General features: G+C 70.9%; 18 protein-coding genes. 2 read left to right on the top strand and 16 right to left on the bottom strand.

All coding sequences use genetic code 11. The annotated features are described in order from the left end of the window. The first annotated feature begins 88 nt into the window (after nt 1-88). Entirely contained in the window at nt 89-1,054 is a 966-nt protein-coding gene (locus V5O46_RS17545; RefSeq protein WP_332885545.1) for an RluA family pseudouridine synthase, read from the top strand. Here V5O46_RS17545 and V5O46_RS17540 read toward each other — a convergent pair. The 16 genes from V5O46_RS17540 to V5O46_RS17465 form a co-directional block, all read right to left on the bottom strand. Further along, nucleotides 1,048-2,556, bottom strand: coding sequence for a cytochrome P450 (locus tag V5O46_RS17540; protein WP_332885544.1), 1,509 nt, complete (start codon nt 2,554-2,556; stop codon nt 1,048-1,050). The genes V5O46_RS17545 and V5O46_RS17540 overlap by 7 nt on opposite strands. A 203-nt stretch (nt 2,557-2,759) precedes the next feature. After that, a complete protein-coding gene (locus V5O46_RS17535; RefSeq protein WP_332885543.1) occupies nt 2,760-3,380 on the bottom strand; it encodes a GTP-binding protein in 621 nt (206 codons plus the stop codon). Then, on the bottom strand, nt 3,361-3,777 hold the full coding sequence (locus V5O46_RS17530) for a DUF742 domain-containing protein (protein WP_332885542.1): 417 nt from the start codon (nt 3,775-3,777) through the stop codon (nt 3,361-3,363). Before V5O46_RS17530 ends, V5O46_RS17535 begins: the two co-directional genes overlap by 20 nt. Continuing rightward, the gene (locus V5O46_RS17525; RefSeq protein WP_332885541.1) at nt 3,774-4,181 is read right to left on the bottom strand and encodes a roadblock/LC7 domain-containing protein; all 408 of its coding nucleotides are present in this window, start codon (nt 4,179-4,181) and stop codon (nt 3,774-3,776) included. Before V5O46_RS17525 ends, V5O46_RS17530 begins: the two co-directional genes overlap by 4 nt. Beyond that, nucleotides 4,178-5,797: a sensor histidine kinase gene (locus V5O46_RS17520; protein WP_332885540.1), complete on the bottom strand. Its 1,620-nt coding sequence runs from the start codon at nt 5,795-5,797 to the stop codon at nt 4,178-4,180. Before V5O46_RS17520 ends, V5O46_RS17525 begins: the two co-directional genes overlap by 4 nt. 393 nt (nt 5,798-6,190) lie before the next feature. Further along, nucleotides 6,191-9,043: a DEAD/DEAH box helicase gene (locus V5O46_RS17515; protein WP_332885539.1), complete on the bottom strand. Its 2,853-nt coding sequence runs from the start codon at nt 9,041-9,043 to the stop codon at nt 6,191-6,193. A gap of 136 nt (nt 9,044-9,179) precedes the next feature. Beyond that, nucleotides 9,180-10,127, bottom strand: coding sequence for a twin-arginine translocase subunit TatC (gene tatC / locus V5O46_RS17510; protein ID WP_332885538.1), 948 nt, complete (start codon nt 10,125-10,127; stop codon nt 9,180-9,182). 47 nt (nt 10,128-10,174) lie between these two features. Continuing rightward, nucleotides 10,175-10,459 carry a Sec-independent protein translocase subunit TatA gene (gene tatA, locus V5O46_RS17505; RefSeq protein ID WP_332885537.1) on the bottom strand — a complete coding sequence of 95 codons (285 nt, stop codon included), beginning with the start codon at nt 10,457-10,459 and terminating at the stop codon, nt 10,175-10,177. A gap of 315 nt (nt 10,460-10,774) precedes the next feature. Continuing rightward, nucleotides 10,775-10,969 carry a hypothetical protein gene (locus V5O46_RS17500; protein WP_332885536.1) on the bottom strand — a complete coding sequence of 65 codons (195 nt, stop codon included), beginning with the start codon at nt 10,967-10,969 and terminating at the stop codon, nt 10,775-10,777. A 47-nt stretch (nt 10,970-11,016) separates the two neighbouring features. Beyond that, nucleotides 11,017-11,310, bottom strand: coding sequence for a CpXC domain-containing protein (locus V5O46_RS17495; RefSeq protein ID WP_332885535.1), 294 nt, complete (start codon nt 11,308-11,310; stop codon nt 11,017-11,019). Next, on the bottom strand, nt 11,307-12,356 hold the full coding sequence (locus V5O46_RS17490; protein WP_332885534.1) for a helix-turn-helix transcriptional regulator: 1,050 nt from the start codon (nt 12,354-12,356) through the stop codon (nt 11,307-11,309). The genes V5O46_RS17495 and V5O46_RS17490 overlap by 4 nt, the downstream gene beginning before the upstream one ends. Before the next feature lie 17 nt (nt 12,357-12,373). Beyond that, nucleotides 12,374-13,327 (bottom strand): helix-turn-helix transcriptional regulator, encoded by a 954-nt coding sequence (locus V5O46_RS17485; RefSeq protein WP_332885533.1) that lies wholly within the window; start codon nt 13,325-13,327, stop codon nt 12,374-12,376. A 126-nt stretch (nt 13,328-13,453) separates the two neighbouring features. Continuing rightward, a complete protein-coding gene (locus V5O46_RS17480; protein WP_332885532.1) occupies nt 13,454-13,825 on the bottom strand; it encodes an FKBP-type peptidyl-prolyl cis-trans isomerase in 372 nt (123 codons plus the stop codon). Nucleotides 13,826-13,885: 60 nt separating this feature from the next. Further along, nucleotides 13,886-14,887, bottom strand: a complete 1,002-nt coding sequence (locus V5O46_RS17475; RefSeq protein WP_332885531.1) for an FKBP-type peptidyl-prolyl cis-trans isomerase — start codon at nt 14,885-14,887, stop codon at nt 13,886-13,888. A 184-nt stretch (nt 14,888-15,071) separates the two neighbouring features. Then, nucleotides 15,072-16,433 carry a Pup--protein ligase gene (gene pafA / locus V5O46_RS17470; protein ID WP_332885530.1) on the bottom strand — a complete coding sequence of 454 codons (1,362 nt, stop codon included), beginning with the start codon at nt 16,431-16,433 and terminating at the stop codon, nt 15,072-15,074. A 9-nt stretch (nt 16,434-16,442) separates the two neighbouring features. Continuing rightward, entirely contained in the window at nt 16,443-17,702 is a 1,260-nt protein-coding gene (locus V5O46_RS17465; RefSeq protein ID WP_332885529.1) for an MFS transporter, read from the bottom strand. A gap of 99 nt (nt 17,703-17,801) precedes the next feature. Between V5O46_RS17465 and V5O46_RS17460 the strand changes: the two genes are divergently transcribed. Next, nucleotides 17,802-18,827 carry a LacI family DNA-binding transcriptional regulator gene (locus V5O46_RS17460; protein WP_332885528.1) on the top strand — a complete coding sequence of 342 codons (1,026 nt, stop codon included), beginning with the start codon at nt 17,802-17,804 and terminating at the stop codon, nt 18,825-18,827. Nucleotides 18,828-19,077: the final 250 nt, after the last annotated feature.

The following is a 19,077-nucleotide window of genomic DNA, read 5'->3' as shown; positions in this document are numbered from 1 at the left end:
GGCCCGGCGCGGGTGTCCCTTCCGTGTCCGGTGGCGTCTCCCGGGGTCCTTTCCCGGGATCCGGCTCCGGCTCGTACGCTGGCGGGCGATGAGCCGCCGTCGTACCCCTCCGCCGCCCGCCCCGCTCCCTCAGCGCGACGGGGTCGACCCGGTGCGGGTACGGCTGCCCGTCGACGGTCGGTGGGCCACGGTGCGCGCGCATCTGGTGGAGCGGTTGTCCGGGGCGCCGCCGGGAGCCGTCGCACGGATGATCGACGCGGGGCTGGTGGTCGACGCCGCCGGGCGGCCGGTGCCGGCGGAGGCGCCGTACCGGCCCGGCGCGTATGTGTGGTTCCACCGGGAGCTGCCCGCCGAGCCCCGGGTGCCCTTCCTGCTCGACGTGGTGTACCGCGACGAACACATCGTCGTCGCCGACAAACCGCACTTCCTCGCCACCACTCCGCGGGGCAGCCATGTCGTGGAGACGGCGCTCGCGCGGCTGCGCCTGGAGCTGGGCATTCCGGCGCTCACCGCCGCGCACCGCCTCGACCGGCTCACCGCCGGGCTGGTGCTGTTCACGGTCCGCCCAGAGGAGCGCGGCGCCTACCAGACGCTGTTCCGAGACCGGCAGGTGCGCAAGGAGTACCAGGCCGTGGCCCCGTACGATCCCTCGCTCGCTCTGCCCCGGACGGTGCGCAGCCGCATCGTGAAGGAACGCGGGGTGCCGGCCGCCCGGGAGCTTGAGGGCGAGCCGAACGCCGTGAGCCGTATCGAACTGCTCGGGCACCGGCCGGCACCCTGCGGCACGCTCGGCCGTTTCCGGCTGGAGCCCGCCACCGGGCAGACGCATCAGCTGCGCGTGCACATGAGCGCGCTCGGTGTGCCGATCCTCGGCGATCCGCTGTACCCCGCGGTGACCGACCCGGTGCCGGCCGGTGATTTCCGCCGCCCGCTGCAACTGCTCGCGTGCGGGCTGGCGTTCACCGATCCGGTCACCGGGCGGGAGCACCGGTTCCGCAGCGGCCGGGAGCTGGAGGCCTGGGCCTCCTACGACGCCTGGGCCACGGGTCAGTAGCCGCGCCACCAGCGCAGGAATCGCTGCCAGACGCCGCGCGGCCGGTCCGGCACGGGAACCGGTTCCGGCTCGGCGACCGGCTGGGGCTCCGTCGCGGGCGGCGTGGCCGGGGAGTCGGCGGGCTCGGCCGGCTGCGGCACGGACACCGAAGGGGGCTGGGGGGCGCCGGAGTACCAGATGCTGTGCCCGATCGGCACCGGGGAGTGGCTCGGCGGCATCGACACCTCCTGCTGCTCCTTGGGCTCGAACCGCACCGGCAGCGACACGAGGTGCCGGGACGCGATCGACGCGCGCCAGCTCAGATCCTCCTCCGGGCAGTCGAGCCGTACGTCCGGCAGCCGCATCAGCAGCGCGTCCACGCCCGCGTCGGCGATGACACGGCCGATGTCCTGGCCGGGGCACTCGTGGGGGCCGCCGCCGAAGGCGAGGTGGGAGCGGTTGCCCATCATGCTGGCGGCCAGGTCGGGCCGGATGCGCGGGTCGACGTTGCCCGGCGCGATGCCGAGCAGCAGACCGTCGCCCTGGCGGATGCGCTGGCCGCCCAGCTCGGTGTCCTGCTTGGCGAAGTAGGCGAAGATCGTGCTGAACGGCGGCTCGTCCCACAGCGACTGCTCGACCGCCTCCGGCACGGTCATCTCGCCGCCGCTGAGCCGGGCGCGGAACCGCGGGTCGGTGAGCACCACGCGCAGCACATTGGAGATGAGGTTGACGGTCGCCTCGTAGGCGGCGAAGAGAACCAGCCGCAGATGCTCCCGGACCTCGTCGTCGGTGAGCCCCGCCGGGTGGTTGATCAGGTAGGAGGTGAAGTCCTCGGCGGGCTCGGCGCGGCGGCGGGCGGTGTGCCGCTGCAGGATCTCCATGACGTAGGTGTGGCTGGCGATCGCGGTCTCGGTGCCCTTGAGCGCGTCCCGGGCGGCCTCCACCAGCCGGTCGCTGTACTCGCCCGCCATGCCGAAGATCTCGCACATCACGGCCATCGGCAGATGCTCCGCGAACCGGCCGACGAGATCGGCACGGCCCCGTTCGCAGAACTGGTTGACCAGGATCTGGCTGTGCCGGCGGACATAGCGGCGCAGCCCCCGGTAGTCGATCGTGGACATGGCGCCCGAGACCGCGCCGCGCAGCCGCTTGTGCTCGTCGCCCTCGGCGTGCGAGGCGATCGGCTGCCAGGCGATGTGCGGCATCAGCGGGTGGTCGGGCTTGACCATGCCCTCCTTGAGCGGTGTCCAGATGCGGCTGTCCCGGGTGAACTTCGCGGGTGTGGACACCAGCTGCAGATTCTCGGCGTGCCCGAGGACCACCCACATCGGCACGTCGTCGTGGAGCAGCACGGGCGCCACGGGGCCGTACTCGTCCCGGAGTTTGACGTACAGGTCGTTGGGTTCCTCGGCCTCGTACAGCCGGTGCAGTCCTCCGGGGCCGAGGCCATGGGCGGGGCAGCCGGGGGGTGGGTCGAGGATGGGGTCGCCCGTTCCGGTCAGGGGGTGGGATTCAGCCGTCACAGTGGTCGCTCCGAAGCTGGGAAAGCGGAGTATTCGGGTTGCGGGAATGGGGGGTTGCGGGTTCGGGGAGGGTGGCGGGGAACGTGGGTCGTGGGAGTGCTGTTGCTGGTTGCTGCTTGCTGGTTGCTGGTTGCTGGTTGCTGGTTGCTGGTTGCTGGTTGCTGGTTGCTGGTTGCTGGTTGCTGGGATGGTGGGGCGCGCGGTCAGCGCAGCGCGCCCGCCATGGCGAGGGAGTGCAGGAAGCGCATCAAAGTCATCAGGACGTCGCGACTGGAGGCCCGGCGGCGCACATCGCACTCCATGATCGGGATCTCCTCGGAGAGGTCGAGCGCCGTGCGCAGCTCCTCCACGGGGTAATGCGGCGCGTCCGGGAAGGCGTTGACGGCCACCACGAACGGCACGCCGCGCTCCTCCAACCGCCCCATCACGTCGAAGCTGACCTCGAGCCGACGCGTGTCCACCAGTACCACCGCGCCGAGGGCGCCCTCGAAGAGTCCGTTCCACAGGAACCAGAAGCGCTCCTGGCCGGGTGTGCCGAAGAGGTAGAGCACCAGCTGGTCGGTGATGCTGATGCGGCCGAAGTCCATGGCGACGGTGGTGGCCGTCTTGGTGGCGGAACCGAAGTTGTCGTCGACGCCGATGCCGGCCTGGGTCATGGTCTCCTCGGTGGTCAGCGGTTTGATCTCGCTGACCGAGCCGACCATGGTGGTCTTGCCGACACCGAAGCCGCCCACGATGACGAGCTTCACGGCGGCCTCGGTGGACTGCGGAAGCCGGTCCTCGGTGCGTGGTCCCGGAATCGTGTCAGAGCTTTTGAAGTCCATGCATCACCGCTTCGAGGAGGGATCGGTCGGCGACCTTCTGGCGGACGATGGGGGCGCGTGCCTGCACCAGCTCCGCCACGAGCAGATCGGTGAGCAGTACGGTCACCACACTGAACGGCAGGTTCAGGTAGGCCGACAGCTCCGCGACGGAGAGGGGGGCGACGCACAGCCGGAGCAGGGCGGCCTGCTCCGGGGTCGCGGACGCGGGCGGAGTGTCGCGGTTGGCCACGATCAACGTCACCAGGTCGATCTCGGCACGCCCGCCGTCCCCGTCGCCGATCACGTATAACCGCTCGGGGTTCTTCTTCTCGCCCTCCTTGGGCGGCTGGCCTGCCGGAGGGGTGGGGGCGGGCGGCTGCGGTTTGGGGTGTCGCCGCTGGCGTCGGGGAGGAGTCATACGGTCTGCCCGTTACGCCGGGCCGGACTGGTCAGGTGCGGGCCGATGCGGGCGACCAGGTCGCGCATGCGGTTGCTCATCATGCCGGGCTCGCATCGGATGTCGGAGAGCACGGCGAGGTAGGCGTTGGCACCCGCGGCCATCAGATAGAAGTAGCCGCCGTTGATCTCGATGATGACCAGCTTCATCTTGCCGTCGCTGGTCGGAATCTCCTCGGCGACGGCGCTCGCGAGGCTCTGCAGTCCCGCACACGCGGCGGAGACCCGGTCGGCGGCGTCGGGGTCGCCGGAGTAGCGGGCGATGCGCAGCCCGTCGGCGGACAGCACCACGATCATCTCGATGCCGGGGACACCGTCGTAGAGCTGCTTGAGCATCCAGTCGAACTTGCCTTGCTGCTGGATCACTTGAGGTCCCCCTCGTCGTCGGCCGGGGCGTGGGCCGGCTCATTGGGCGGCTGGGTGAATGCGTTCGGGTCCGGGTCGCCCTTCAGGCCCTCCCAGAAGGCCTCGACCCACAGCCCCGGCGGGGTCTCGTCGTCGTCCTGCTTCTCCTCGGGCTCCGGTTCGGCCGTCTCCCACTCGCCGTTGCGGGCCCGCTCGGCGGCCTCGCGGGCCTCTCGCTCGGCCTCCTCCCGCTCCCAGGCGGCCTGTTCGGCCAGGCGCTGGCTGAGCGGCATCTTCACTCTGCTGCGGCGCTGCGGCAGGCCGCCGGCCGTCCACTCGGTGACCTCGGGGACGTCGTCCTCGAAGGAGACCGAGTCGGGGATGCGCGGACTGGTCGGGCGCCGCTTCTTGGGCCTGCGCGCAGGGCCGGGGAGTGCGTCGGGGCCCTGGGACGGCAGCGAGGCGGCGCCGATGCCGTGGGCCAGTCCGACGCCGGGCTCCTCGGTCATCATGTAGCTGGGGATGATCAGGATGGCGCGTACCCCGCCGTAGGCGGAGGCCCGCAGGGAGACATGCATGTCGAACGCCGCGCACAGTCGGCCGACGACGGCCAGGCCGAGCCTGGGGTTGCCGCTGATGTCATCCAGGTCGGTGCCCTGCTTGGCGCTCTCCAGCATGCCCTCGATGCGCAGCCGGGCGTCCTCGCTGAGATTGACACCGGCGTCCTCGATCTCGACGGCGACGCCGGTCTGCACCTCGGTGGCGGTGACATGCACCTTGGTGTTGGGCGGGGAGTAGCGGGTGGCGTTGTCGAGGAGTTCGGCCGCGGCGTGGATGACCGGCTCGACCGCGGTGCCCTTGATGTTGACCTTGGCGATGGAGGACAGGTCGATCCGGCGGTACTCCAGGATCCTGGACATGGCGCCGCGCAGCACGCTGTACAGCGCCACCGGCGAAGGCCACTGGCGGCCCGGCCGGCCGCCGCCGATGACGGCGATGGAGTCGGCGAGCCGGCCGATCAGCGCGTTGCCGTGGTCGATGCGCAGCAGGTCGTCGAAGACCTCGGGGTTGCGGCCGTGGTCCTCCTCCATCTCGCGCAGTTCGTTGGCCTGCTGGTGGACGATGGCCTGGACCCGGCGGGCGATGTCGACGAAGGAGCGCCGCGAGGCTTCGAGCGCGGTGTCCTCGTGGTCGATGACGTCGAGGACCCGGCGGAGCAGGGCGAGCTGCGGCTCGGCGAGCGTGGCGTACGAGGGGTCGAGCAGCCCGAGCCGGGTCATGACGTCCCGGGGGTGGTTGCCCCTGCGCATGTAGGCGAGGGTGGCGGGGAGGATCTCCCGGCCCAGGCGGAGGAGCTCCGCGTCGTGCTGGCTGATCCGCCGCTCCAGATACGCGCTGTGACGGGCGTGGTCGGCGCGTGCCGCCCGCAGGACCCGGCCGCGGCGCACCGCTTCGGCGGCCGTCGCGGTGACCAGGAGCGTGGCGACGGCGCCGCAGATCCCCACGGCGATCCGGGCCGGTTCGGTCACCAGGGCGACGGCGGCGCCGGTGGCCGCGGCCATCAGTATCGCGGGCAGCAACAGCACACGTGCGTAAGGGAGTTCACGATTGCCGGGCGGGGAAGCAACACTCACCATGTAGGCCCTCTGAAAACGGTTCGGCTGGGGATGGGGGAGCTTGCAAGGGGGTATGTCATGGAACTGTCGGGACGGTTCGGCATACGAGGGAACAAGCGCGCGAATTCACCGCAACTCGGCGCGCTGCGGGCGAGCTTAGTCCGAGCGGATCATCGCCGTGTCATATTCAGCAACCACCTGAAACGGGCACCGGGACAGGAGTAACCTCAAGCCCATTTGCACGCTTCGAAGTTGATCGAACACACATAGTATCCACGCAGGAGCGTCCGAAAGTCACTCACCGTGACGAGTGAATCAAGAGGGCCCGACATGACGCGGGCGCCCGAGCAGCAGTGCTCGGGCGCCCGAGATGGGACAGCCGGCGAGGGCGTCGGAACGCTGGGCGCGTCGGGGTCATCCGACGGACGAGTAGGCCACCACCCCGCGCAGCAGTCCGTCGACCGCCTTGCGCGCGTTCTTCGGGACCGTCGAGCCGTCGGCCGGTGCCGCCGCCGCGATCTGGCCGAGCACGTCGATGACCTGCTTGCACCAGCGCACGAAGTCACCGGCCGGCATCTCCGCCTCGCGCAGCACCTCGTCCAGACCCTTGCCGGACGCCCACATGTAGGCGGACCAGGCGAAGCCGAGGTCCGGCTCGCGCTGGCCGACACCCTCGGTCTGGGTGATCCGGAACTCCTCCTCCAAGGCGTCCAGCCGTCCCCAGATGCGGACCATCTCAGCGAGGGCGGCCTTCGCCTGCCCGGAGGGCAGCTTGGGCGCCATCGCGTCGTCGGCGACCCGGGACTCGTACACCAACGCCGACACGCACGCGGCGAGTTCGGCCGGGCCGAGTCCCTCCCAGACCCGCTCGCGCAGGCACTCGCTGGCCAGCAGGTCGAGTTCGCCGTAGAGCCGGGCGAGCCGCTTGCCGTGCTCGGTGACCTCGTCGCCGCGCAGATAGTCCAGCTCGGTCAGCAGGGCCACGATGCGGTCGAAGGTGCGGGCGATGGTGTTGGTCCGGCCCTCGATCCGGCGCTCCAGCTGGGAGGTGTCGCGTAGCAGCCGGTGGTAGCGCTCGGCCCAGCGGGCGTGGTCCTCGCGGTCGCTGCACCCGTGGCAGGGGTGGGCGCGCAGGGCCTTGCGCAGCCGGGCGATCTCCCGGTCGTCGGCTGCCTGGGAGCGCCGCTTGCGGTGCCGCTCGGCCGGGATGTGCCCGGCCTTGGTGCGCAGCGCGGAGGCCAGGTCCCGACGGGACTGCGGGGAGCGCGGGTTGAAGGACTTGGGGATCCGCATCCGCTCCAGCGGCTCGACGGGCACCGGGAAGTCCATCGACGCCAGCCGCTTGACCTGCCGCTCGGCGGTGAGCACCAGCGGGCGCGGGCCGTCGTGGTGATCGAAGCCGCGATGGCCGTTGGACCGCCCCGCGGGCAGGCCCGGGTCCAGCACCAGAGCCAGGCCGGCGTACTTGCCGGTGGGCACGTGGATCACATCGCCGGGCCTGAGCCGCTCCAGCGCCACGGCGGCCTCGGCACGCCGCTGCGCGGCGCCCTGCCGGGCCAGCTCCGTCTCGCGGTCCTTCAGTTCGCGGCGCAGCCGCGCGTACTCCTCGAAGTCGCCGAGGTGGCAGGTCATGGAGGCCTTGTAGCCCTCCAGGCCCTCCTCGTTGCGCTGCACCTGGCGGGAGATGCCGACGACGGAGCGGTCGGCCTGGAACTGGGCGAAGGAGGTCTCCAGCAGCTCCCGGGAGCGGTGCCGGCCGAACTGCTCCACCAGATTGACCGCCATGTTGTACGACGGCCGGAAGCTGGAGCGCAGCGGGTAGGTCCGGGTGCCGGCCAGTCCTGCGAGGTGCTCGGGGTTCATACCGCGCTGCCAGAGCACCACGGCATGGCCCTCGATGTCGATGCCGCGCCGGCCTGCCCGGCCGGTGAGCTGGGTGAACTCGCCGGGCGTGATGTCGGCGTGCTGCTCGCCGTTCCACTTGACGAGCTTCTCCAGCACCACCGAACGGGCGGGCATGTTGATGCCCAGCGCGAGGGTCTCGGTCGCGAAGACGGCCTTGACCAGACCGCGCACGAACAGCTCCTCGACCACCTCCTTGAAGGTGGGCAGCATGCCCGCGTGGTGCGCCGCTATGCCCCGCTCCAGGCCCTCCAGCCACTCGTAGTAGCCCAGGACGTGCAGGTCCTCGGGCGCAAGGGTGGCGGTGCGCTCCTCCACCAGGGCACGGACCTTCTCCCGCTCCTCCTGGTCGTTGAGCCGGAGCCCCGCGTACAGGCACTGCTCGACGGCGGCCTCGCAGGCGGCACGGCTGAAGATGAAGGTGATCGCGGGCAGCAGGCCCTCGGCGTCCAGCCGTTCGATGACCTCGGGCCGGCCGGGCGTCCAGATCCGCGAGCGCTGTCTGCGCTCCCGCTCCCGGTCGGCCTCGCGCATGGACCGGCCGCGCCGCCGGTCCTGGTACGACGGGCGGCTCGCCTCCATGCGCGCCATCCGCATCAGATCGGGGTTGACGGCCTTCTTGTGGCCTTCGCCCTCCTCGAACAGGTCGTACATCCGGCGGCCGGCGAGCACGTGCTGGAACAGCGGCACGGGCCGGTGCTCGGAGACGATCACCTCGGTGTGGCCACGGACGGTGTCCAGCCAGTCGCCGAACTCCTCGGCATTGGAGACGGTCGCCGACAGCGACACCAGCGTCACCGACTCGGGGAGATGAATGATCACTTCCTCCCAGACGGCGCCGCGGAAGCGGTCGGAGAGGTAGTGCACCTCGTCCATGACCACATAGCCGAGGCCCAGCAGGGTCTGGGAGCCCGCGTACAGCATGTTCCGCAGGACCTCGGTGGTCATCACGACCACCGGGGCGCCGGAGTTCACGCTGTTGTCCCCGGTGAGAAGGCCGACCTGGTCGGTGCCGTAGCGGCGGCACAGGTCCGCGTACTTCTGGTTGGACAGCGCCTTGATGGGCGTGGTGTAGAAGCACTTCCTGCCCTGCTGGAGGGCGAGGTGGACGGCGAACTCGCCGACGATCGTCTTGCCCGAGCCGGTGGGCGCGGCCACCAGAACGCCCTTGCCCGCCTCGAGCGACTGGCAGGCCTCGATCTGGAAGGGGTCGAGGCCGAATTCGTACATCTCGCGGAAGGAGGCGAGCGCGGTGGCCTGCTCGGCAGCGCGCCTGCGGGCTGCCGCGTACCGCTCGGCCGGTGAGAGGTCCTCTGTCATCGTGCTTTCGAGCGTACCGGGCCGCACTGACAACAGGACGATCATTATCCGGACCGGTGCCGTGGGCCGGGGATCCGCCCAGTTCAGCGAGTGGACGGGGCCGGATCGCGGACCGCCCCGGACCGGCGGCGCGGTCCGGGGCGGATGCGGGCACTCGGGGCCCGGGACTCCTTGTGACGCGTCAGGTCACATCGTCGTAGCCGTTGACCCGGTCGGTCCGGGACTGCTCGGGCAGGGCCTTGCTGGTGGACACCGGCTCGACGTCGCCGATCTCGTCGGGGGACAGGTCCAGCTCGGAGGCCTCGTCGTCGCCGAGCGCCAGCGACTCACGGCGGTCCCTGCGGCGGTCGTTGAGCAGCGCGACCGCGACGGCGCCGAAGTACAGGACCCAGATCGGACCGGCCAGCGCCATCATGGTCAGCGGGTCGGTGCTGGGGGTGACGACGGCCGCGAACAGCGTGATGCTCATGATCATCGCGCGCCACCAGCCGAGCATCCGCTTGCCGCTCAGCACCCCGGTGATGTTGAGCATGACCAGCAGCAGCGGCAGCTCGAAGGAGAGGCCGAACACGACCACCATGCGCGTGACGAGGTCGATCAGCTCGTCCAGCGGAAGCAGGTTGTCGACGTCGTAGGGCGTGAAGTCGATCAGTACCTTCGCGGTGGTCGGCAGCACCTTGTACGCGAAGAAGGCACCACCGAGGAACAGCGGGACACCGGTGCCGACGAAGGCGTAGGCGTACTTCCTCTCGTGCCGGTGCAGACCCGGGGCGACGAACGCCCACAGCTGGTAGAGCCAGACCGGGGAGGCGAGCACGATGCCGGACATCAGAGCGACCTTCAGGGCCAGTGTGAAGGGGCCGAGCAGACCGTTGATCGTGATCCTTGCGCACCGCTCGTTCTCGGGGAGCTGGGCGAGCTCCTCGAAGGACTTCGGGCAGCCGACCGCGTCGAGGATCGGCTTGGTGAAGAAATTGATGATCTCGTTGTAGAAGAAGGCGGCGCCCACCGCGACGACCACGATGGCCAGCAGCGCCTTCGCGAGCCGGTTGCGGAGCTCACGGAGGTGCTCCGCAAGGGGCATCCGCCCCTCCGGATCCTTCTCCTTGTTGCGGGCAGGCTTCAGCAACCCACGTTCCCATCTCGTGCGGCGGGCCGGAGGTCACCGGCCCTGCGTCAGCGCTTGGTCGTGTCCGTCGGCTCGGTGACCGGGCGGGAGCTGGTCACATCACCGGGGGCCGCCTGGATGGTGCGCTGAGCAGGGGGCTGCTCGCCGGGATTCGGCGGGTCCGCCGGGGCGGAGGACTTGCTGTCCTCCTTCATCGCCTTCGCCTCGCTCTTGAGAATGCGGGCCGACTTGCCGAGCGACCTCGCCATGTCCGGAAGCTTCTTCGCGCCGAACAGCAGGATGATGACGACGAGGATAAGAATGATCTCGGTAGGTCCGAGCCTTCCGAACATAAGTCTTTACCTTCTCACCGAGGCGGCAGGGTGGGGGAGCTGTCCGACCGGTCGGACATGCGTCCGATCAATCGGGTTGTGCAGCGATCGTAACGCTCTGGGGTAAACGTCGGGCAATCCCCATGCGTACTCACGTACGTGCTCCCGTCCGCGACCGGGCCTCGCTATCCGGGCCGCGATCAGCAGCGTACCCGCCCGCAGCGGCCCGGTGACAGGGCTGTGGACGGCGCGGCCTCTCGCACAGCGTCACCGCGCGCCGGCGTCCGTGTCACGGCGCCCCGCGTCCCAGCCCGCCCTTCTCACAGCCGGTCCGCGTCAGAGCGCGTCCGCCGAGCGGGCCGCGCTGGTCGCCGCACGCTCCAGGTCGTCCGCGGCCCGGCTGATGCGGCGGGCGGAGTCGGTCACCTGCCGGCCCAGCCGCTGGGCCTCCACAAACACCCGCACCGCGAACACCGCGAGAACGGCAAGACCCAGGAACCCCACGGCAACCGCGAACATCGGCCAGAACATGACGCCGAGCCTAGACCGTCGCGCGGACCCGTGCCGAAGCGGAGTCCCTACGCCGTGGAGTGCAGGCGCAGCGTACTGACCCCACCGCCGGTGAGCAGCTGCACGATCCGTTCCCCGGCCGGCTTCCGGACGGCCGCACCGCACTCCGGGCAGGTGAACGAGTAGAAGGTCGTACGGCGGCTGGCGCCGATGGCCAGCCGCAGCGCACTCGCGGCGAGTTCGAAACGCCCTCGGCAGTCGGGGCAGCCCGCCTTGAACACCACCGGCGTCGCGTCCGTCATCCCGGCGAACGCCGACTCCACCGACATGCCCGGCACCCCGGATCCCGCCGACTCGCTCAACGCCCCGACTCCTGCCTCTCGTCCTGCCCCGAGCCCACCGCCGGCCCCGGCCGGACCGGCGGCTCGATGCCCTCGTACGCCGCCAGCGCCTCGTGCGCCGCCTCCCGGGCGCTGTCGGCCAGCGCGTGCGGCGCGACGATCCGGCCGTCGCGTCCCAGCCGCAGGGCCAGCCGTCTGAGCGACGCCGGGTCGGGGGTACGCAGGGTGATACGCAGCCCGCCGTCCGGAAGCTCATCGGCACTGTCGTGCGGGTAGTACTCGGCCACCCACCGGCCGCCCGGGCCGACCTCCACCACGACCTCCGGGTCCTCGGCGGCGGGCTGCACCAGCCCCTCCGACAGGTCTCGCAGCTCGACCTCCGGCGGCGCCGACGGCTCATCGAGGATCCTGATCTCGGCGACCCGGTCGAGCCGGAAGGTGCGCCGCGCCTCGGAGCGCCGGCACCACGCTTCCACATAGGTGTGCCCGACGCTGACCAGGCGGATCGGGTCGATCTCCCGCTCGGTGACCTCGTCCCGGGCCGGGGAGTAGTAGCGGATCCACAGACGGCGCCGCTCCGAGATCGCCCGGTCGACGTCGGCGAAGACTCCGCCCTCGGACTCGAAGGTGACCGACAGCCGCGCGCTGGCGCCGGCCGTCTCCCCCGCGGCGGCCTCGACCTTGGCGGTGGCGCGCAGCAGCGCCTGCCGGTCGCTCTCGCGCAGCCCCGGCAGCGTGGCCACGGCGCGGGCGGCGACCAGCAGCGCGGTCGCCTCGTCGGCGGCCAGCCGGAGCGGCTCGGCGGCGTCCGCGCCGAGCGCGGCCGGATTGTGCCACCAGATACGCTCGCCGTCGGTGTCGATGTCGAGCAGATCACCGCCGCGGAAGCTGGTGCCGCACATGGGCAGCACATCCAGGTCGGAGACCAACTCGTCCTCGGTGATGCCGAAGGCACGCGCGACGTCCTCGACCCGGGCGCCCGGGCGCTCCCGCAGATACGTCACCAACGACAGCATCCGCCGGGTCTGGTCGATGGCGTTCACGGCCCTGACCGGTTTGCCTGCCACTGTGTGTCCGCTCCCCCTCAGCCCTTGGCCACGGCACGCAGCCGGTCCACCACGTCGGCCCGCAGCTCGGCGGGCTCCAGGACCACCACGTCCGGCCCGAACTCCACCAGCCAGGCGTCCAGTCCGTGCCCGTACGGAATCTCCAACTCGTCCCAGCCGTCGCCGAGTTCCCGCACCGCAGAGGCTTTCGCCCGAAGGGGGTAACCGGCCCCGGAGCGCAACCGGATCAGCGCGGACCGGTCGGCGGTCTCACCCGCCCAGCTCGCGACCGTCTCCCGGACGGTGACCACGTCCGGGACGGGCTCGGTGAACCGCCCGCCGCGCGACCGCACCCTGCCCGTGATCCGCGACAGCCGGAACACCCGCTCGGCGCCGCGGTCCCGGTCGAATCCGGCCAGATACCAGTGGCCGCGCCAGCACTCCAGGGCCCAGGGCTCGACATGCCGGGTCTCCGGGCGGGCGGCGGTGGCCTTGCGGTAGTCGAAGGCAACGGTACGGCGGTCCCGGCAGGCCAGCATCAGCGGCTCGAAGGCGGCCTCGTGCACCGGGATACGCGGTTCCAGCGCGCCGTGCGCCTCATAGGGGTCGACGTCCTCGGGCAGACCGGCGGCGCGCAGCTTCTGCAGGGCGCCGCTGGCCGCACCGGCGAGCCGGGCCTGCTGCCACACCTTGGCGGCCAGCCCCAGCGCGGCGGCCTCCTCGGCGTCCAGGGTGATGGGCGGCAGCCGGTTGCTGTCGCGGCGGGCGAGATAGCCGACCTCGCCGTCCAGGCCCTCGACGGTCTCGATGACCAGGCCGAGCTCGCGCAGATCGTCCTTGTCCCGCTCGAACATCCGGTTGAAGCTGTCGTCCGAGCCCGCCTCCAGATAGGCCTCGATCGACTCACGCAGCTCGTACTTGCTGAGCGGTCGCCCGGTCCCGAGCAGGCACAGCGCCAGGTTCATCAGCCGCTCGGCCTTGGCAATGGCCATCGACGCCCTTCTCCCTATGGTGCTTACAACCGATGACCGTACCGCCCCGCCAGGGCCGGGCAAAAGCCGAGGGCCCACGCCCGGACAGGCATGGGCCCCAGGTGATCGGGTCCGATCGGATTCCGCTCAGACCCCGAGCAGGTCGACGACGAAGATCAGCGTCTCACCGGGCTTGATCGCCGGAGTCGGGCTCTGGTTGCCGTAGGCGAGGTGGGCCGGGATGGTCAGCTCGCGCCGGCCGCCGACCTTCATGCCCTGTACACCCCGGTCCCAGCCCGCGATGACGCGGCCGGCACCGAGCGGGAAGCGGAACGGGGTACCCCGGTTCCAGCTGGCGTCGAACTCCTCGCCGGTGCTGAAGGCGACACCGACGTAGTGCACGGTGACGGTGTGGCCCGCCTGTGCAACCTCGCCGTCGCCCTCCCAGATGTCCTTGATCTGGAGGTCCGCCGGGGGCTCGCCGCCGGGGAAGTCGATCTCGGGCTTGTCGATGCTCACGTGTTCAGCTCCTGCTTGTCTGCGAAAAGGCAACGCCCGCCAGTCTTTCATCCCCGGGCGTCACATCTTCGCCAGGATGTCGACGGAGAAGACCAGGGTGGAGTCCTTCCTGATGTCGCTGCCCTGCGGCGGGTTGTCGCCGTAGCCCAGGTCCGGCGGCACCACGATGAGGACCCGGCTGCCGACCTTCTTGCCGGTCAGGCCCTGCGACCACCCCTTGACGACCTGCTGCAGCGAGAACGACGCCAGCTGCTTGCGCGCGTAGGTCGAGTCGAACTCCTCACCGCCGTCCCACAGCACGCCCTTGTACTGCACGAGCAGGCTGTCCTGGGCGCCGACCTCGGGACCGTCGCCCTCCAGCACGTAGTTCGCCACCAGTTCGGTCGGCGCGTCGGCGTCGGGGATCTCGATCGAAGGCGCCTTGCCGTCGGTGTTCGTACCGACCTTGGGCAGCGCAGCGTCGTCCTGCGGGACCTCCGTGCCATCGGCGGAGCTCTTGCTGTTGAGGGTGTCCTGCAGATCGACGACGAACACCAGGGTGTCGTCGCCCGCGATACCCGCCTCCTCGTTGCCCTGCTCGCCGTACCCCCACGTGGGGGGCACCGAGAACTCGACCCGGCTGCCGGTCTTCTTGCCCGTGAGCGCATACCGCCAGCCGTCGATGATGCTGCCCTGCGCCAGCTGGATGACGATCGGCGCATCGCGGTCGTAGGAGTTGTCGAAAACCTTGGCGGTGGCCCAGATCTGGCCCAGGTAGTTCGCCACCACGTAGTCGTTCTCCGCGACCGTCCGGCCGCCGCCCGCGATGACCGTCTTCACCGCCAGCTGGTCCGAGGGGTCGCCGCTGCCCTTGGCTACCGTGGGCTTCTGGCCGAACTCCGTGCCCGCCGTGATCGCCGGCAGCGGTCCGTCGACGATCTTGGGCGAGGGCGCCGCGGACGTGGCCGCCGCCGTGGGCGAGGCGGTGTCGCCGGCCTGGCCCGCGTCGGCCCCCTCGTCACCGCATGCGGCGAGGGTGACCAGTCCGGTGGGTACGGCGATGAGAAGTGAGCGTCGGCGCACGGTGAGGGCCTCGTAATCGGTCGGTCTTCGGGTGACGGCGTGCGCGCAACTCTACGCGTGAGCAGGGCGCCGTACGGCAAACGTACGGCGCCCGTGTGGCGTTCCGGTCCTGCGCATCCGGAACACGCGTCCGGGGGCACAGCTGCGGGAACGCCTCACCCGCGTCCCCGGGCCGGAGCCCGGCTCACATCCCGGCGATCAGCTTCTCCACCCGGTCGTCCACCGCCCGGAACGGGTCCTTGCACAACACCGTGCGCTGCGCCTGGTCGTTGAGCTTGAGATGCACCCAGTCGACCGTGAAGTCCCGGCGCTGCTCCTGGGCCCGCCGGATGAAGTCCCCGCGCAACCGGGCCCGAGTGGTCTGCGGGGGAACGGACTTGCCCTCGAAGATCTTCAGATCGTTGCAGACCCGGACCGCCTGCCCCTTCTTCTCCAGCAGGTAGTACAGCCCACGACGGCGGTGGATGTCGTGGTAGGCGAGGTCTATCTGAGCGACCCTCGGATGCGACATGGTCATGTTGTGCTTGGCCCGGTACCGCTCCAGGAGCTTGTACTTCATCACCCAGTCGATCTCGGTGTCGATCCGGTCGAGGTCCTCGGTCTCGACGGCCTCCAGGGTGCGCCCCCACAGCTCCAGCACCCGCTCCACCGTGCCGGTGCGGATACCGCGGCGCTCGCAGAAGTCCACCGCCTTCTCGTAGTACTCCCGCTGCACCTCCAGCGCCGAGGCCTCCCGCCCACTGGCCAGCCGCACCTTGCGGCGGCCGGTGATGTCATGGCTGACCTCGCGGATCGCCCGGATCGGGTTCTCCAGAGTGAGATCCCGCATCACCGTGCCCGCCTCGATCATGCGCAGCACCAGATCGGTGGCACCGACCTTGAGCAGCATCGTCGTCTCGGACATGTTCGAGTCGCCCACGATCACATGCAGCCGGCGGTAGCGCTCGGCGTCCGCGTGCGGCTCGTCGCGCGTGTTGATGATCGGCCGGGACCGGGTCGTCGCCGAGGAGACGCCCTCCCAGATGTGCTCGGCCCGCTGGCTCACGCAGTACACCGCACCCCGCGGCGTCTGCAGCACCTTCCCCGCCCCGCACAGCAACTGCCGCGTCACCAGGAACGGGATGAGGATGTCCGCCAGCCGGGAGAACTCCCCGTGCCGCGCCACCAGGTAGTTCTCATGACACCCGTACGAGTTCCCCGCCGAGTCGGTGTTGTTCTTGAACAGATAGACGTCGCCCGCGATCCCCTCCTCGTGCAGGCGGCGTTCGGCGTCCACCAGGAGTCCTTCGAGAATGCGCTCGCCCGCCTTGTCATGGGTGACGAGCTCGATCACGTTGTCACACTCAGGAGTGGCGTACTCCGGATGCGACCCCACGTCGAGATAGAGGCGGGCGCCGTTGCGCAGAAACACGTTGCTGCTGCGGCCCCATGACACGACACGGCGGAAGAGGTATCGCGCCACCTCGTCAGGCGACAGGCGGCGCTGTCCCCTGAACGTGCACGTGACGCCGTACTCGTTCTCCAGCCCGAAAATGCGGCGGTCCATGAGGGAACATTACGCCCGATCACCCGAACTGAAACGGGGTTCGACGGCACGGTTCGGATCATTTTCCGATGAAGCCGCAACCACCCCCCGACCCGCCGGAGCTGCGAGGACCCCTCCCGTGGCGATCAGCACCAGCAGGGACACCGCCCCCGCCACCGCCGGCACCGCGAACCCCCACACCGCACCGCCCGCCTCCACGACCGGCCCGGCCAGGCCCGTACCCACCGACGCACCCACCGTGAAGGTGGTCACCAGCCAGGAGAACGCCTCCGTGACCGTGCCCCTCGGAGCATGCCGGTCCACCAGCACGAACGCACACGCGATCGCCGGAGCCAGGAACACCCCCGCCACCACGGTCAGCAGCACCATGGGCACCACACCCGGCATCAGCATCAGCGGCACATAACACACCGCCAGCAGCGCCACCAGCACCTGCAGTCGCCGCGCCGGCTCACCGCTCCACCGCCGCGCCCCGTACACCACCCCGCCGACCAGCGCACCCAGCCCCACACCGGCCATCAGCCAGCCGTACACCGCATCACCGCCACGGCCGTCCGCATACGACAACGCCGCCACCGTGATGGAACCCAGCGCACTCCCCACGAACAGAAACGCCACCAGCAGCGCCACCAGCCCCGGCGAGCGCAGCGCCCCCAGCCAGTGCGCCTCACGAGGAGCGGACCGCCACGCCCGCGACGGCGGCGACACCACCACCGACAGCGCACCGAGTACCCCCAGCACATTCAGCACCAGCAGCGCAGACTGCGCCGACCACAGCGACACACACAGCGTCACCAGAAGCGGCCCGACGGTGAACATCACCTCCTGGGCCACGGCATCCATCGCATAGGCCGTGTGCACCTGGTCCTCCCGGCGCAGCACTCCCGGCCACAGCGCGCGCAGCCCGCCCTCCAGCGGCGGCGTGAACAGCCCCGCCAGCGCCACGGAGGCGTACGCCACGCCGATCGGCCCGAGCCCGGAGAAGGCGAACACGGCCATCGCGGCCGCCGAGGCCAGCGCGGCGGGCAGCTGGACCCGCGGCTGCCCGTACAGATCGACCAGCCGCCCCAGCACCGGCTGCCCCACCGCATTGGCAACGCCGTACACCGCCGCCAGCACACCCGCCAGGCTGTACGACCCGCCCTCCGCACGCACGAAGAGGACCACCGCGATCGCCGCGGTGGCATTCGGCAGCCGCCCGACCAGTGTGCCGACGAGCAGCCGCACGGCATGCCGCGCCCGGAGAATCTCCAGATACCCCGTGACCATGCCGCACTCCCCTCGCCGACGGCGACGTTTTACGTATAACTTCCGTGCTCATACGTACCATGTCCGCTGTTCACCAGTCCAGACGAAGGAGCGCCCCCGGTGGCACCAGGCAGCACCCGCCCGACCAGCCGGGACGTCGCCCAGGCAGCAGGCGTCTCCCAGGCCGCGGTCTCCCTGGTCCTCGGCGACAAATGGCGCGGACGCGTCTCCGCGGCCACCGCCCAGCGCGTACGCCAGGCCGCGGAGGATCTCGGCTACCGCCCCAACCTCGCAGCGCGCAACCTGCGCCTGGGCCGCACCCGCACCGTCCTCCTCGTCGTCCCCGCCTTGACCACCGAATTCTTCGCCGGCGTCTACACCGGCGCCGCACGCATCGCCGCCGAACACGGCTTCGGCGTCGTCCTCTACCCCTCCCCCGAAGGAATCGGCCCCGCCCGCGACCCGTTCGCCTCCGCCCAGGCCGCACTCGACGGCGTCATCGCGTCCTCCATGGCCGCCGACGCGCTCACCGCGATCCGCGGCGACCAGCTCCCCCTCGTCATGCTCGACAGCGATCCCGACGGGAGCCTCGGCGCGGCCACCGTCAACCTCGACATCGCCGACGGGATCCGCCAGGTGGCCGACCATCTGCTGGCCCTCGGCCACCGGAGGATCCTCCACCTCGCGGCGGACGTCGCCTCCTGGACCTTCGAGGTACGAGCCCGCGAACTCGCCGGCCGGCTCGCCCGCGTTCCCGGCGCCGAGCTGCGCACCGCGCACGCGCCCATCTCGATCGACGGCGCCCGTGCGGCCGTGGACGCCGTGCTGGCGGGCCCTGGCCCGCTGCCCACGGCCCTCGTCTGCGACGACGACAAACTCGCCGCCGGCGCGTACAAGGCGCTGCGGCGCCGAGGGCTGCGCATCCCCGACGATGTCTCCGTCACCGGGCTGGACGACCTGGCCCTCGCCACCGCGATCGATCCCGAGCTCACCACCGTCCGCCTCGACGCGGAGGCGTTCGGTGAACGCGGGATGCAGGCCCTCCTGGCCGTCCTGGACGGCCGCGAGCCCGCGGGCGGCGACATCCCGGTGGAGCTGGTGGTCCGGGGCTCCACGGCTCCCCCGGACGACCGACGGCGCCGGTGACCGCCGGCGCTGGGGCGGGTGAGCCGCGCGGCCCGGGTTTGTCGGGCCACCGCCCTGTGCCTACCCGTGCCGCCCCCTGGAGAGGCACGACTGCCCCGCGGCGGGGCGGACCCCGCCACCCGGACGGGTGGGCACCCACGCGCAGCGGCGGCGTCCGCTGCGGAACGGATGGGCGTCGCCCCGGGGGCCGACGGGCTGCATCGCTCCAGGGGCCTGGTGGGGGGCGGGCCCGCGGACGCGTACGGCGAGA

The sequence above is a fragment of the Streptomyces poriticola genome, assembly GCF_036689765.1.
In the GTDB taxonomy this organism is placed as follows: Bacteria; Actinomycetota; Actinomycetes; order Streptomycetales; family Streptomycetaceae; genus Streptomyces; species Streptomyces poriticola.
The sequence above is the reverse complement of the archived record's forward strand: the minus strand, read 5'-3'. Positions and strand labels throughout refer to the sequence as shown.